This is a genomic window from Bradyrhizobium sp. SZCCHNRI3043, assembly GCF_032377735.1.
Taxonomy (GTDB): domain Bacteria; phylum Pseudomonadota; class Alphaproteobacteria; order Rhizobiales; family Xanthobacteraceae; genus Bradyrhizobium.
The window spans coordinates 39,091-53,071 of the sequence record NZ_JAUHID010000027.1 but is presented as its reverse complement, the minus strand read 5'-3'; the positions used below and the strand labels follow the sequence as shown (position 1 = coordinate 53,071).

The following is a 13,981-nucleotide window of genomic DNA, read 5'->3' as shown; positions in this document are numbered from 1 at the left end:
GCGTTACTCCCCGGTTCTGCCACAAGGTCCGAACGCGGCTATCACGCCGTCAAGGCCTCGCGCAACTGCCGTTTCATCACCTTGCCGTTGGCGTTGCGCGGCAAAGGGTCCACGGTCACGGTCAGGGTTTCCGGGACCTTGTAATCCGAGACCCGCTCGGCGCACCAGCTGCGCAGGGCTTCGGCGCTCATCGGCTCGCGGGTCACGACCACCGCGTGCACCCGCTCGCCGAGCACCGGACATGGCCGGGCGATGATCGCGCTCTCGACCACCGCCGGGTGGCTCGCCAGCACCGATTCGACCTCGGCCGAGTAGATCTTCAACCCGCCGCGGTTGATCATGTCCTTCTGCCGGTCGAACACCCGGACGAAATTGTCGGCATCGATCGAGCCGAGGTCGCCGGAGTGCCAATAGCCGGCGGTAAAGCTCTCGGCAGTGGCCTCGGGCCGGTTCCAATAGCCCTTGATGACCTGGCCGCCGCCGATCCAGATCTCGCCGATCTCGCCGCGCGGCAGCTCCCGCCCCTGCCCGTCCATCACCAGGATGCTGGCGCCCGGACACGGTAGCCCGACGCTGTCAATCTGACGGGCGGTGAGATCAGACGGCATCAGGGTCGCCGGCGAGGTAGTCTCGGTCGAGCCATAGGCGTTGACCAGCCGCAGGCCGGGGATCTTGGCTGCGAGCTTCTCGATGGTCGCGACCGGCATCGGCGCGCCGCCGAAGCCGCCGATCCGCCACGACGACAGATCATGACTGTCGAAGTCGCGCTGCAGCAGGCAGAGATTGTACATCGCCGGGACCATGACCGTGTAGGTCACGCGCTCGCGCGCCGCGAGCTTCAGATACTCGCCGGCCTTGAACTCCGGCATGATGATCAAGGTGCCGGCGCAGCGCGCCATGCTGGTGATGTTGGCGACGACACCGGTGACATGGCCGAGCGGCACGGCGGCGATCGAGCGGTCGGCGGGCGTCAGCCCCAGGCACGCCTCGTAGATCATCGAGGAGTGCACGATGTTGCAATGGGCGAGCATCGCGCCTTTCGGCCGGCCAGTGGTGCCGGAGGTGTAGAGGATCATCGCAGTGTCCTCTTCAGTCACCTCGACGTGATTTTCGTGCGCGGCATGATCGGCCAGCGCTGCAAAATCCGACCGCGCCGGACGATCGTCGACGGCAATGCGAGCCGCCAACTCTGGCGTCTCGGTGGCGGCCGGCAACCGGTCGGCCAACGCCGCCTCGTGCAGCAGCAGCCGGGCGCCGCAATCGTTCAGCACATAGGCGATTTCCGGCGTCTGCTGCCGGGTCGACAGCAGCACCGTGATCAGCCCGAGCTTGGCCGCGGCAAAAAGCGTGAGCACGAATTCCATGCGATTGCCGAGCAGCACCGCGAGCCGGTCGCCCTTCTGCAATCCCCTCGCCTGCAGCCCGCCGGCGATCCGCGCGGCGGTCTCGGCGACCTCGCGCCACGACAGCCGCACGGCCCCGCAGACCAGCGCCTCGCCGTCGCCGTTGCGCTCCACCGCTTCTTCGACCATGGCCCAGATGTTCGCGGGCCGCTCCGTGAACAACGGAACCACGCGATCGCCGAAACGGGCTTCGCGCCGCATCGGCGGCGTTACATAGGTCGACCAGTCCATGGAGTTTCCCCGAGCTTGGCTTCTTGTCGTTGTTCGCCGCGATGCGGACCAGCCTGAAACATAACCAAGGGATGACGCGCTTGGCTATCTCCGCCAGCGCCGGAGATTCATCCCGTGACGCCGCGCGCACCACCGCGCCAACGGGACGACCAAGCGAGAGGCGCCCATCAGGTCTTTGACTTCATTCCGTAAACATGTTCCGCCGCCGGAAACGCACGGGTACGCACGTCCGCCGCGTAGCGTTCGATCGCCTCGTCGATCGCCGGACCGAGATTGCCGTAGCGGCGGACGAATTTCGGCGCCCGCGGCGACAGGCCGAGCATGTCCTCCAAAACCAGCACCTGGCCGTCGCAGGCGACGCTGGCGCCGATGCCGATGGTGGGGATCGCGATCTGCTGCGTGATCTTGCGCGCCAGCGGCTCGGCCACGGCCTCGATCACCACCGAGAACGCGCCGGCTTGTGCGATCGCCGCAGCGTCGTTCTCGATCGCAGCCCAATCCGCCTCATCGCGGCCCTGGGCACGGAACGAGCCGAGCGTATTGATCGATTGCGGCGTCAGGCCGATATGGCCCATCACCGGAATGCCGCGCTCGCTGAGGAAGGCCACCGTCTCGGCCATCCGCGCGCCGCCCTCGAGCTTGACCGCGCCGCATTGCGTCTCCTTCAGGATCCGCACCGCTGCATGAAATGCCTGCTCCTTCGTGGCCTCGTAGGAGCCGAACGGCATGTCGACCACCACCAGCGCCTGGCGCGAGCCGCGCATCACGGCGCAGCCCTGCAGGATCATCATTTCCAGCGTCACCGGCACGGTGGTCTCGAAACCGTGCATCACGTTCCCGAGGGAATCGCCGACCAGGATCACATCGCAATGGCGATCCACCAGCGCCGCGGTATGGGCGTGGTAGGACGTCAGCATCACGATCGGCTCGCCGCCCTTGCGGGCGCGGATCTCGGGAGCCGTCTTGCGCCGGACGGTCGACTGCACCGACATTGCTAACCTCCGATGACAGGAATGCCGAGCACGACAGGATGGAACGCGAAGGCCAGCGCGGCATAGACGATGATGCCGACCACCACCGCGATCACGTCGTTGCCGACGCCGCCGACCGGAATCGGCGGCCCGCCGGCATCGGCGCGACGCTTGAGCGAGATGCGGTCGAACACCGCCCAGGCCAGGATCGATCCGAACAGGATGATGCCGCCGAGGTCGCCGTTGCTGAGCAGGTGGCCGAACGCCCACAGCTTCACACCCGCCAGCATCGGATGCTTGAGGACGGTGTAGATGCGGCCGCGGATATAGGCGGCGACGATCATGATCACCGCCGGCAGCATCAGGGCGAGATTGATGTGCTTGAGCGCCTTCGGCGGCGTCCACACCTGGATCCAGCCGCCGCCATGGCGGTACTCGGCAAAGCCCCAGACAATCAGGGCGAGGCCGGCGAGCGCCACCACGGTGTAGACGAGCTTGTAGGTGCTCTCGCCCAGCCGTGCGATGACCTGCGCGCGCGCCCCGCGCCGGGTCGTGAACACATGGGCGCCGAGAAACAGCACCAGCCCCACCACCATCACCAGAAGTCCCACGGCGTCCCCCTTCGCATGCACACGACCTGTACGTGGGCATCGGTATCATTTCCGGGGGCGGCCTCGCAACGTGGCGCGGAGACCGTCTGCAAGCCGCACGCTGCCGATTCGCCATCACACATCGTCATTCCGGGGCGACGCGTCAGCATCGAACCCGGAATCCCGAGATTGGTTTGCGTTCTTCGCAACCATATCGAGATTCCCCGCTGCGCAATCGCCCAGCTGAGGTTCGCACGCGTTGCGTCCGTCCCGAATGATCGGTGGGTGGGGGGGCGCGCCGTGCGAGACGGCGCGGCGGGGCGCTATTGCCGCTCCGACGTGTTCTTCAAATCCCGGTTGTCGACATAGCGGATCGCGATCGGCCGCCCCGCCAGCGCGCCGCCGAGGCCTTTTGTGAACTTCAGCGGCAGGCAGCCGTCGAGCGAGGCATTGATCGCCTTCAGATAGGTCGCGCGCGTGTCGGCCGGCGCGCCTGAGGTCACGAAGGTCACGCGCGGCGGTGAGATCATCTCGCCGGTCCGCTTGAAGCTGAAGCGCACCGTCATCTGCATCCCGGCGCGGGCGCTGTCCTCCGGCGGCGGCGTCCAGCACGCGCGCAGCGCTGCGAACAGATCGCCGATCGTGTCGAGATCGTGATCCGGCTTCTGATATTTGGCTTCCTGATCCTTGGCGGGCCAGCTCTCGATCGTGAGTTGCAGGTTCTGGCCATAGGGATAGTTCATCTCGGGAATACAGGGCCACGGCCCGAAGACGCTGCAGAACGACGGCGTGCACGGCTGCTCGTCGAGCACGCTGCACGGCGTGTGCGCGAACGGCACCGGATTGATCTGCTGGCGGCGCGCGTCGGCGGCGGCCGGAGCGGCCACCATCAGCAGGAGGAGCACGACGACACGGAGCATGGGACTCTCGGGCTGGGATGGACTCCAAGCTGGATCCGATCGCAGAATTCGCAAGCTCAATCCCGTTCACGTCTGCGCGTTCCCGCATCGCGAACGGCCCTCGACCGTAACAGCGGAACTCGGCTAGAACACGGCAGGATGCGACAACAAACGGACGCGACGATGAGCCACAGCGAGACCGTGATCAACGTCATCAACCCGAACATGACGGTGACGATGACCGAATTGATCGCCAAAGCGGCCCAGGCCAGCGCAAGCCCGTCGACGCGGATCGTCGGCCGCACCGCGCGGTTCGGCGCCGCCTCGATCGAAGGCCATTACGACGAGGCGATTGCCGCGGTCGGCATGCTCAAGGAGGTCGAGGCCGGAGACGCAGAAGGTTGCCACGCCCATGTAATCGCCTGCTTCGGTGATCCCGGCCTGCTTGCCGCGCGCGAATTATCGGCTGTGCCGGTGCTCGGCATCGCTGAAGCGGCGATGCATGCGGCGAGCTTCGTCGCCACCCATTTCAGCATCGTGACCACGCTGTCGCGCACCAAGGTGATCGCCGAGCACCTCGTGCGCAATTACGGCATGGAGCAGCATTGCCGCAGGGTGCGCGCGGTCGACGTTGCCGTGCTCGACCTCGACAAGCCCGAGGCCAATGTCCGCGGCACGCTGCTCGGCGAATGCCGGGCGGCGCTGCGCGAGGACGGTATCGGCGCCATCGTGCTCGGCTGCGCCGGCATGGCCGATCTCGCGCACGACCTCTCCACCGAGCTCGGCATTCCCGTGATCGACGGCGTCGCCGCCGCGGTGCGCTTTGCCGAGGCGCTGGTCGGGCTGGGGCTGAAGACCTCGAAGCACGGCGATCTCGCCTTCCCACTGCCGAAAGCGCGGACGACGCTCTGAAGCCGGTCGACTACCTGATCGGGTAGTTTCGAAACCGCTTCGGAGACGCCAAATTGGGACCAGACCCATTCTGGAGCGTCCCATGTCCGATCCGTCCGCCCTCGCCTCGCTATCGTCGGCATTGACGACCGCCGTCGCGCAAGCCGCGCCTGTGGTCCTCACCGTCTCCTCGCACCGCAGCCGCGCCACGGGCTTCGTCTGGAAGCCGGGCCTTGTCGTCACCGCCGACGAGGCGCTGGCGGACGAAGGCGAAATCGTGCTCGTCTTTGCCGATGGCACGCAAAGGCCGGCCACGGTGGCGGGCCGCGACCACACCACCGACATCGCCCTGCTCCGCTTCGATGGCGGCACTGCGGGACCGGCCCAACTCTCCGGCGAGATGCCCGCGCTCGGCTCGCTCGCGGTCATCGCCGCTGCCGAGCATGGCACGCCAACGGCCGCGCTCGCGATGGTGTCGAAATCCGCCGGTCCCTGGCGCAGCCTGCGCGGCGGCGACATCGATGCGCGCATCGAGCTCGACACCAGGCTGCGGCACAGCGCCGAAGGCGGCCTGGTGCTCAACGCCGACGGTCATGCGATCGGCATGGCGGTGCGCGGCCCGCGCCGCACGCTCGTCATTCCCGCGGCCACGATCGAACGGGTCGCCAGCAAGCTCGAGACGCATGGTCGCATCGCTCGCGGCTATCTCGGCGCCGGCCTGCAGCCGGTCCGGCTCGACGATGGACTCGGTGCGATGATCATGAGCCTCGACAAGAGCGGCCCGGCCACGGCCGCCGGCCTGCGCCAGGGTGACGTCATCACCGCTCTCAACAAGGAGCCGTTCAGGGGCATGCGCGCGATGATGCGCGAACTCGGTCCGGACAGCGTCGGCGCCGTTGTCGAGGTCGCAGCGCTGCGTGCCGGCGAGCCGGTGCAGTTCGCCCTGACCATCGGCGAGAGGCCGGCGTGAGCGAGGAGGCGCGCGCGCCGATCAGGATCGCGATCGCGGTCGACGATGCCGAACTGGCCGACCGGCTGGCGGCGCTGCTCGGCGATGTCACGGGCCTGACGCTGGTCGCGCCCGGCGAGAGCGCCGACGTCGCCGTCGCGCCGTTGCATGGCAGTGATGAGGCGCGCAGCGGCGACGACAGGATCGACGGCCAGGCGATCGATGATTTTCAGCTCACCGCGCGCGAGCGCGACGTGCTGGTGCTGATGGCCGAGGGCTGCTCCAACAAGGAGATCGCGCGCAGCCTCGGCATCTCCGTGCACACCGCCAAATTCCACGTCGGCTCGCTGCTCGACAAGCTCGACGCCACCGGCCGCACCGATGCGGTCGCGCATGCGGCAAGGCGGGGGATCATCGAGCTGTGAGACCGCAGGCCGGCGCGGCGCGCTTCGCGATCTCGCGGCGAGCTACTTCCGCAAGCCGCTCATCACGCGCGGCAGCAGCGATGCGGCCAGCATGCGATAGCCCTCCGGGGTCAGATGCACACCGTCGACCTGATGCGGCAGGCCACGGAACATGCCGTTCTCGACCATCACGACCTTGATGCGGCGCTGCGCGGCCTTGGCCATGATGGCGCTGATGCTGCCGGCGCGCTGGTCGCCGGCACCTTTGCGGGCGTCGTTGCCGCCGGGCTGCAGCACCAGCACGCGGGTTGATCCATCGACCGCGCTGTCGAAGCGGGACAGCATCCCGACGGTCGTATCACCGTTGATGCCGGCGTTGGCGACGCTGACCCGAACGCCCTTGCCGTGGAGCATGGCCTCGAGCTGGGCCGGAAAGTCCTCGCCGCGATTGACGCCCTTGCCGTAGGTGTTGCTGGCGCCGAGCGCGACGACCTCGGCCGCGTCAGCCGTTGCGATCGTCGCGAACGTAAGTCCACACACAGCCAACAGTGCCATCATCTGTCGCCGCACAAGACGGCCAATCGATCCCGCCGGCATGTCCATCTCCCTCGCCTGTTGATGAGAGGAAGACTAGCGCGCCGATCACCCGACGCAAAGTACGCGGCGCCACGGATATCATCCCACAGCGGGAGCGAGGCTCACGATGAGGCAGAGCATGTCTTTCCGCTCGTCATTCCGGGGCGCCCGCAGGGCAAGCCCGGAAGCCATCGGGCTTTAGAACGAGAGGGAAAATGGATTTCTGGGCTCATCGCTGCGCGATGGCCCGGAATGACGAGAGAGTGCCGGGCGGCTACGCCTTCTTCTTCACGTCCTTGACGTTGGAGAACACGATGCCTTCGGCGCGCTCCTTGGTGTAGCCGAGATAGAACTCGTTCTTGGCCAGGAACACCGGATCGCCATCGACGTCGTCGGCGACGCCGGAATTGTTGGACGCGATGAACGCCTCCAGCTTCTTCTTGTCGTCGCAGGAGATCCAGCGTGCCAGCGAGAACTCGGAGATCTCGAACTCCACCGGCAGCGAGTATTCGGCATCGAGCCGCGCCTTGAGCACGTCGAGCTGCAGCGGGCCGACGACGCCGACCAGCGCCGGGGCGCCATCGCGCGGCCGGAACACCTGCACGACGCCCTCCTCCGACATCTGCTGCAAGGCTTCCTTCAGCTTCTTGGCCTTCATCGCATCCGTCAGCCGGACGCGGCGGACGATTTCCGGCGCGAAGCTCGGCACGCCGACGAAGGTGAGGTCCTCGCCCTCGGTCAGCGTGTCGCCGATGCGAAGCGAGCCGTGGTTGGGAATGCCGACGACGTCGCCCGCAAAGGCCTCGTCCGCGACCGAGCGGTCCTGGGCGAAGAAGAATTGCGGGCTCGACAGCGGCATGGTCTTGCCGGTGCGCACCAGCTTCGCCTTCATGCCGCGGTTGAGCTTGCCCGAGCACAGCCGCGCAAACGCGATGCGGTCGCGGTGGTTGGGGTCCATGTTCGCCTGGATCTTGAACACGAAGGCGCTCATGCGCGGCTCGGCGGCGTCGACCTTGCGCAGGTTCGACTCCTGCGCGCGCGGCGACGGCGCGTAGCGGCCAAGGCCTTCGAGCAGATCGCCGACGCCGAAATTGCGCAGCGCGCTGCCGAAATAGACCGGCGTCAGGTGGCCCTCGCGAAATGCCTCGAGGTCGAACGGCTTGCAGGCTTCCTTGACCAGCTCCAGCTCGTCGGTGATCTGACTCATGTCGAGATTGGCGTTGATCTTGCCGAGCTCGGCGATGTCGATCTGCTGCGCCGCGCCGGTCTTGGCACCGCCGCCTTCGAGCAGGCGCACGCCGCCGTCGCGGATGTCATAGGTGCCGATGAAGTCGCGGCCGCGGCCCACGGGCCAGGTCATCGGCGTGGTGTCGAGCGCCAGCGTCTTCTCGATCTCGTCCAGCAGATCGAAGGTGTCGCGGCTCTCGCGGTCCATCTTGTTGATGAAGGTGATGATCGGGATGTCGCGCAGGCGGCAGACCTCGAACAGTTTTCGCGTGCGCGCCTCGATGCCCTTGGCGGCGTCGATCACCATGACGGCCGAGTCGACCGCGGTCAGCGTGCGATAGGTGTCTTCGGAAAAGTCCTCGTGGCCCGGCGTGTCCAGCAGGTTGAAGACGAGCCCTTCGAACTCGAAGGTCATCACCGAGGTGACGACGGAGATGCCGCGCTCGCGCTCGATCTTCATCCAGTCCGAGCGGGTGTTGCGGCGCTCGCCCTTGGCCTTGACTTGGCCGGCGAGATTGATGGCGCCACCGAACAGCAGCAACTTTTCCGTCAGCGTCGTCTTGCCGGCGTCCGGATGCGAGATGATGGCAAAGGTGCGCCGGCGCGCCACCTCGTCGGACAAGGCGGTGCGGGCGGGCTGTTCGGTCGTGACGGCAGTATCGGACATGAGGCGGCAGGCGTCGTTTCAGGCCAGAGAGCGGGCGATTTACGGGAAAGGCGCGGGATCTCGGCCGCCGCGCGCCCTCCATATAGGCGTTTTGCACCGCAACTCCAACCGGCGAGTTGAGCCCGGCCGGGCCGATCCGGATCAGTGCCGGAGCACCGACACCAGCCAGAACGTCAGCGCCGCGACGATCGCCGAGGCCGGAATCGTGAAGACCCAGGCATAGACGATCGATCCGGCCACGTTCCAGCGCACCGCGGAGGCACGGCGGGCGGCGCCGACGCCGACGATGGCCCCGGTGATGGTGTGGGTGGTCGAGACGGGCACGCCGAGGAAGGTCGCCAGGAACAGCGTGATCGCGCCGCCGGTCTCGGCGCAGAAACCCTGCATCGGGTTCAGCTTGGTGATGCGCAGGCCCATGGTGCGGACGATGCGCCAGCCGCCCATCAGGGTGCCCAGCGCCATCGCCGCCTGGCACGACAGCACGACCCAGAACGGCACCGTGAACTCGTTGCCGAGATGGCCCTGCGAATACAGCAGCACGGCGATGATGCCCATCGTCTTCTGCGCGTCGTTGCCGCCATGGCCGAGCGAATACAGCGAGGCCGAGGCGAATTGCAGGATGCGGAAGGCGCGGTCGACCGCGAACGGCGTCGAGCGCACCGAGGCCCAGGACACGATCGCGACCAGGACCATCGCCAGCACCAGCCCGACCAGCGGCGACAGCACGATCGCGAGCACGGTCTTCGACAGGCCGCTCCAGACGGCGGCCGAGATGCCGGCCTTGGCGACCCCTGCCCCGACCAGGCCGCCGATCAGCGCGTGTGAGCTCGACGAGGGAATGCCGGCCGCCCAGGTGACGAGGTTCCAGACGATGGCGCCGACCAGGGCCGCGAAGATCACCTGGGCGTCGACGATGGCGGGATCGATGATCCCTGTACCGATGGTCTGCGCGACGTGGAGGCCGAACACCGCGAACGCGACGAAATTAAAGAATGCGGCCCAGAACACCGCATATTGCGGCCGGAGCACGCGGGTCGAAACGATGGTCGCGATCGAGTTGGCGGCGTCGTGCAGGCCGTTCAGGAAATCGAAGGCGAGCGCAACGGCGATGAGGCCGACCAGGATCGGAAGGCCGAGTTGAGCGTCCACGGCGCGGCCCTACCCTAGACCTGTTCGATCATGATCGAATTGATCTCGTTGGCGACGTCGTCGAAGCGGTCGGCGACCTTCTCCAGATGGTCGTAGATCTCGGCGCCGACGATGAAGTCCATGGTATTGGCCTTGCGGTGCTTGAGGAACAGCTCCTTCAGCCCGATGTCGTGGAGGTCGTCGACCCGGCCCTCGAGCTTGGTCATCTCCTCGGTGATCGCGGTGATCATCGGCACGTTCTGGCCGATCGCCTGCAGCAACGGCAGCGCGCGGCCGATCAGATTGGCGCAATCGACCAGCAAGGTGCCCATCTCGCGCATGGTCGGCTCGAACTCTTTGACCTCGAACAGCACCACGGCCTTGGCGGTCTGCTGCATCTGGTCGATGGCATCGTCCATCGAGGTGATCAGGTTCTTGATGTCGCCGCGGTCGAACGGGGTGATGAAGGTGCGGCGGACCGCGGTCAGCACTTCGCGGGTGATGTTGTCGGCCTCGTTCTCGAACTGGCTGACGCGCTGGCAGTGGGCGAGGATGTCGTCACCGCCCTGCAGCATGTCCTGCAGCGCATGGGCGCCCTGAATCACCACCTTGTTGTGGCGGGCGAACAAATCGAAAAACCGCTCCTCCCGCGGGAGGACGGCGCGAAACCAGTGCAGCATGGGACGAGATCCATCCATTCCGAAACAGGCCAGGGCCGGCCCGTCACAGAACTGTCATACTCCGGATCGCGCACCAGCAGAAGCGGTGGCCGGTTCATCCACCGCTTTCTGCCCTTTCGACGATCTCTTTTCAGATCAACGGCTTAAAGGGATCGTTTGAACAGATGGGCGATTTCGCCGACCACGCCGCGGCGGAAGGTGAGCACGCAGGCGACGAAGATCACGCCCTGGATCACCGTCACCCACTGGCCGAAGCCGGACAGATATTGCTGCATGCCGACGATCACGAACGCGCCGACCACGGGGCCGAACACGGTGCCGAGCCCTCCGACCAGGGTCATGAGCACGATCTGCCCGGACATCGCCACCTCGACGTCGGTCAGCGAGGCGTTCTGGGCCACGAACACCTTCAACGCGCCAGCCAAGCCGGCCAGCGTCCCGGACAGAATGAAGGCGAGCAGCTTGTAATGGTCGGTCTTGTAACCCAGCGAGATCGCCCGCTGCTCGTTCTCACGGATCGATTTCAGCACTTCGCCGAACGGCGAGTTGATGGTGCGGAAGATCAGCAGGAAACCGGCGAGGAAGCCGACCAGCACGACGTAATAGAGCACCGTCGGCCTGGACAGGTCGAGGATGCCGAACATCCGCCCCTGGGGAATGCCCTGGATGCCGTCCTCGCCATGGGTGAACGGCGCCTGCAGATAGATGAAATACAGCAGCTGCGACAGCGCCAGCGTGATCATCGCGAAATAGATGCCCTGGCGGCGGATCGAGATGTAGCCGGTGATCACCGACAGGACGAACGATCCGGCGACGCCTGTGAAGATGCCGAGCTCGGGCGGCAGCCCCCACACCTTCAGCGCGTGGGCACTGCAGTAGCCGGCCGTTCCCAGGAACATCGCGTGGCCGAACGACAGCAGGCCGCCATAGCCGATCAGGAGGTTGAAGGCGCAGGCGAGCAGCGCGAAGCACAGCGCCTGCATGACGAAGAACGGGTACAGCCCGGTCCACGGTACGATCGCCAGCAGCGCCGCCATGATGACGAACACGATCATCTCGTCGCGCATCGCGCGCGGGGTGATCGGCAGGGTCGTGTCGGTGATGGATGTCATGTCAGGCCGCCCGTCCGGTCAGACCCGTCGGCTTCACCAGCAGCACCAGGACCATCAGAACGAAGACCACGGTGTTGGAAGCCTCGGGATAGAAATATTTGGTCAGTCCCTCGATCACGCCGAGCAGGAAGCCGGTGATGATCGAGCCCATGATCGAGCCCATGCCGCCGATCACGACCACCGCGAACACCACGATGATGATGTGCTCGCCCATCAGGGGCCGCACCTGGTTGATCGGCGCCGACAGCACGCCGGCGAGGGCCGCGAGCCCGACGCCGAGGCCGTAGGTCAGCGTGATCATGCGCGGCACGTTGATGCCGAACGCCCGCACCAATGTCGGATTCTCGGTGGCGGCGCGCAGGTAGGCGCCGAGCCGGGTCCGCTCGATCAGGAACCAGGTCGCCAGACAGACGACCAGGGAGAAGATGACGACCCAGCCGCGATAGACGGGCAGATACATGAAGCCGAGATTCATGCCGCCACGGAGCTGATCCGGGATCGCATAAGGCAGGCCGGACGAGCCGAAGAAGTTCTGGAACACGCCCTGGATGATCAGCGCCAGTCCGAACGTCAGAAGCAGTCCGTAGAGATGGTCGAGCCCGGCGATCCATTGCAGCATGGTGCGCTCGAGGATCATGCCGAAGACGCCGACGATGATCGGCGCCAGCAGCAGCGCCCACCAGTAATTGATGCCGCCGAGGTTGAGCAGGAAATAGGCGCAGAACGCGCCCATCATGTAGAGCGCGCCATGGGCGAAATTGATGATGTTGAGCATGCCGAAGATGACGGCAAGCCCGAGACTGAGCAGCGCGTAGAACGAGCCGTTGATCAGTCCGACCAGGAGCTGTGCGTAGAGGGCCTGCATCGTCTTGTTCTGTTTTCTCTCGGCGTTTCCCAGAAGATGGCGGCCCCGGCGACGTCAGCCGCCGGAGCCACAGCGGTTCATTTCTTCAACAAGGCGCACGCGCTCTTGTCGAGCGGCGTGAAGGCCTGGTCGCCCGGCACCGAGCCGACCAGCTTGTAGAGATCCCACGGGCCCTTGGACTCCGAGGGCTTCTTGACCTCGAACAGATAGGCGGTGTGGATGGTGCGGCCGTTGGGCTGGATCTCGCCCTTGCCGAACAGCGTATCCTCGGTCGGGATCGACTTCATCTTGTCGACGATCTTGGTGCCGTCGTGCGGGTTCTCGCCCAGCGCGTCCAGCGCCTTGAAGTAATGCGCGAGACCGGCATAGACGCCGGCCTGGACCATGGTCGGCGGCGCACCGTTCTTCATCCGCTTGGCGAACCGCTCGGAGAAGGCGCGGGTCTGGTCGTTCATGTCCCAGTAGAAAGTCTCGGTGAAGTTGAGGCCCTGCGCGATGTCGAGCCCGATCGACTTGACGTCGGTCAGGAACAGCAACAGCGCGGCAAGCTTCTGGCCGCCCTTATTGATGCCGAACTCGGCCGCCTGCTTGATCGTATTGGTGGTATCGCCGCCGGCATTGGCGAGGCCGATGACCTTGGCGTTCGACGACTGGGCCTGCAGCAGGAAGGACGAGAAGTCGGAGGTGTTGAGCGGATGCTTGACGCCGCCGATCACCTTGCCGCCATTGGCGGTGACGACCGCCGTGGTATCGCGCTCCAGCGCGGCGCCGAAGGCGTAGTCTGCCGTCAGGAAGAACCAGGTCGAGCCGCCCGCCTTGACCAGCGCCTGGCCGGTGGTGTGCGCCAGCATGTAGGTGTCGTAGGTCCAGTGCACCGTGTTGGGCGAGCACTGCGCGTTGGTGAGATCCGAGGTCGCGGCGCCCGAATTGATGTAGACACCGTTCTTTTCCTTGACGACGTTGTTGACGGCGAGCGCCACGCCCGAGTTCGGCACGTCGACGATGACGTCGACCTTGTCGACGTCGAACCACTGCCGCGCGATCGCGGTGCCGATATCCGGCTTGTTCTGGTGATCGCCGGAGATGACATCGATCTTCCAGCCCTTCGCGGTGAGGCCGGAATCCTCGATCGCCATCTGCGCCGCGAGCGTCGAGCCGGGACCGCCGAGATCGGCATATAGGCCCGACTGATCGGACAGCGCGCCGATCTTGACGGTCTTGTCGCCGGCCGAAGCGACGCTGCCAGCGGCGAGAGTGAGCGCCGTTCCCAGCAGCAATGACGCGATGAATTTGCTCTTCATTTCCAACTTCCAGAACTTTCCAACAAAACTGCCAAGAAGACCGTAGAGAAGACCGCGGGAGGAAACCGCCAAGTCAACGTCGCCGGC

14 protein-coding genes are annotated in these 13,981 nt (G+C 65.9%); 3 read left to right on the top strand and 11 right to left on the bottom strand.

What is annotated here, in order from left to right; translation table 11 throughout:
• Positions 1-41 precede the first annotated feature (41 nt).
• From QX124_RS30140 to QX124_RS30125, 4 genes are all read right to left on the bottom strand, one after another.
• Complete coding sequence (locus QX124_RS30140; RefSeq protein ID WP_315799124.1) at positions 42-1,634, bottom strand: class I adenylate-forming enzyme family protein; 1,593 nt, start codon at positions 1,632-1,634, stop codon at positions 42-44.
• 167 nt (positions 1,635-1,801) lie between these two features.
• Positions 1,802-2,626 carry a 3-methyl-2-oxobutanoate hydroxymethyltransferase gene (gene panB, locus QX124_RS30135; protein WP_315799123.1) on the bottom strand — a complete coding sequence of 275 codons (825 nt, stop codon included), beginning with the start codon at positions 2,624-2,626 and terminating at the stop codon, positions 1,802-1,804.
• Positions 2,627-2,628: 2 nt separating this feature from the next.
• Complete coding sequence (locus tag QX124_RS30130; protein ID WP_315799122.1) at positions 2,629-3,216, bottom strand: NnrU family protein; 588 nt, start codon at positions 3,214-3,216, stop codon at positions 2,629-2,631.
• A 302-nt stretch (positions 3,217-3,518) separates the two neighbouring features.
• On the bottom strand, positions 3,519-4,115 hold the full coding sequence (locus tag QX124_RS30125) for a hypothetical protein (protein WP_315799121.1): 597 nt from the start codon (positions 4,113-4,115) through the stop codon (positions 3,519-3,521).
• Positions 4,116-4,277: 162 nt separating this feature from the next.
• On the opposite strand from QX124_RS30125, the gene QX124_RS30120 reads away from it, so the two are divergent.
• The 3 genes from QX124_RS30120 to QX124_RS30110 all read left to right on the top strand — a co-directional run bounded on the left by QX124_RS30120 (position 4,278) and on the right by QX124_RS30110 (position 6,359).
• On the top strand, positions 4,278-5,006 hold the full coding sequence (locus tag QX124_RS30120) for an aspartate/glutamate racemase family protein (protein WP_315777452.1): 729 nt from the start codon (positions 4,278-4,280) through the stop codon (positions 5,004-5,006).
• A gap of 82 nt (positions 5,007-5,088) precedes the next feature.
• Positions 5,089-5,955 carry a S1C family serine protease gene (locus QX124_RS30115; RefSeq protein ID WP_315799120.1) on the top strand — a complete coding sequence of 289 codons (867 nt, stop codon included), beginning with the start codon at positions 5,089-5,091 and terminating at the stop codon, positions 5,953-5,955.
• A complete protein-coding gene (locus QX124_RS30110; protein ID WP_315799119.1) occupies positions 5,952-6,359 on the top strand; it encodes a helix-turn-helix transcriptional regulator in 408 nt (135 codons plus the stop codon). Before QX124_RS30115 ends, QX124_RS30110 begins: the two co-directional genes overlap by 4 nt.
• A gap of 42 nt (positions 6,360-6,401) precedes the next feature.
• Here the strand turns inward: QX124_RS30110 and QX124_RS30105 are convergent, their stop codons facing one another.
• The 7 genes from QX124_RS30105 to QX124_RS30075 form a co-directional block, all read right to left on the bottom strand.
• Positions 6,402-6,893 carry a GDSL-type esterase/lipase family protein gene (locus tag QX124_RS30105; protein ID WP_315799118.1) on the bottom strand — a complete coding sequence of 164 codons (492 nt, stop codon included), beginning with the start codon at positions 6,891-6,893 and terminating at the stop codon, positions 6,402-6,404.
• A gap of 295 nt (positions 6,894-7,188) precedes the next feature.
• Positions 7,189-8,808 (bottom strand): peptide chain release factor 3, encoded by a 1,620-nt coding sequence (locus QX124_RS30100; protein ID WP_315799117.1) that lies wholly within the window; start codon positions 8,806-8,808, stop codon positions 7,189-7,191.
• 141 nt (positions 8,809-8,949) lie between these two features.
• Positions 8,950-9,957 (bottom strand): anion permease, encoded by a 1,008-nt coding sequence (locus QX124_RS30095; RefSeq protein ID WP_315739343.1) that lies wholly within the window; start codon positions 9,955-9,957, stop codon positions 8,950-8,952.
• 14 nt (positions 9,958-9,971) lie between these two features.
• On the bottom strand, positions 9,972-10,616 hold the full coding sequence (locus QX124_RS30090; protein WP_315739342.1) for a DUF47 domain-containing protein: 645 nt from the start codon (positions 10,614-10,616) through the stop codon (positions 9,972-9,974).
• A gap of 143 nt (positions 10,617-10,759) precedes the next feature.
• Positions 10,760-11,728: a branched-chain amino acid ABC transporter permease gene (locus QX124_RS30085; protein WP_315799116.1), complete on the bottom strand. Its 969-nt coding sequence runs from the start codon at positions 11,726-11,728 to the stop codon at positions 10,760-10,762.
• A gap of 1 nt (position 11,729) precedes the next feature.
• Positions 11,730-12,593: a branched-chain amino acid ABC transporter permease gene (locus tag QX124_RS30080; protein ID WP_315739340.1), complete on the bottom strand. Its 864-nt coding sequence runs from the start codon at positions 12,591-12,593 to the stop codon at positions 11,730-11,732.
• Positions 12,594-12,670: 77 nt separating this feature from the next.
• Positions 12,671-13,894 (bottom strand): ABC transporter substrate-binding protein, encoded by a 1,224-nt coding sequence (locus tag QX124_RS30075; protein WP_315799115.1) that lies wholly within the window; start codon positions 13,892-13,894, stop codon positions 12,671-12,673.
• Positions 13,895-13,981 lie beyond the last annotated feature (87 nt).

What these genes read in the sequence shown, in the direction of transcription:
- QX124_RS30140 (WP_315799124.1), bottom strand. Translation starts at nt 1,634, where the DNA reads ATGGACTGGTCGACCTATGTAACGCCGCCGATGCGGCGCGAAGCCCGT.
- panB (WP_315799123.1), bottom strand. Translation starts at nt 2,626, where the DNA reads ATGTCGGTGCAGTCGACCGTCCGGCGCAAGACGGCTCCCGAGATCCGC.
- QX124_RS30125 (WP_315799121.1), bottom strand. Translation starts at nt 4,115, where the DNA reads ATGCTCCGTGTCGTCGTGCTCCTCCTGCTGATGGTGGCCGCTCCGGCC.
- QX124_RS30120 (WP_315777452.1), top strand. Translation starts at nt 4,278, where the DNA reads ATGAGCCACAGCGAGACCGTGATCAACGTCATCAACCCGAACATGACG.
- QX124_RS30115 (WP_315799120.1), top strand. Translation starts at nt 5,089, where the DNA reads ATGTCCGATCCGTCCGCCCTCGCCTCGCTATCGTCGGCATTGACGACC.
- QX124_RS30105 (WP_315799118.1), bottom strand. Translation starts at nt 6,893, where the DNA reads ATGGCACTGTTGGCTGTGTGTGGACTTACGTTCGCGACGATCGCAACG.
- QX124_RS30100 (WP_315799117.1), bottom strand. Translation starts at nt 8,808, where the DNA reads ATGTCCGATACTGCCGTCACGACCGAACAGCCCGCCCGCACCGCCTTG.
- QX124_RS30090 (WP_315739342.1), bottom strand. Translation starts at nt 10,616, where the DNA reads ATGCTGCACTGGTTTCGCGCCGTCCTCCCGCGGGAGGAGCGGTTTTTC.
- QX124_RS30085 (WP_315799116.1), bottom strand. Translation starts at nt 11,728, where the DNA reads ATGACATCCATCACCGACACGACCCTGCCGATCACCCCGCGCGCGATG.
- QX124_RS30080 (WP_315739340.1), bottom strand. Translation starts at nt 12,593, where the DNA reads ATGCAGGCCCTCTACGCACAGCTCCTGGTCGGACTGATCAACGGCTCG.
- QX124_RS30075 (WP_315799115.1), bottom strand. Translation starts at nt 13,894, where the DNA reads ATGAAGAGCAAATTCATCGCGTCATTGCTGCTGGGAACGGCGCTCACT.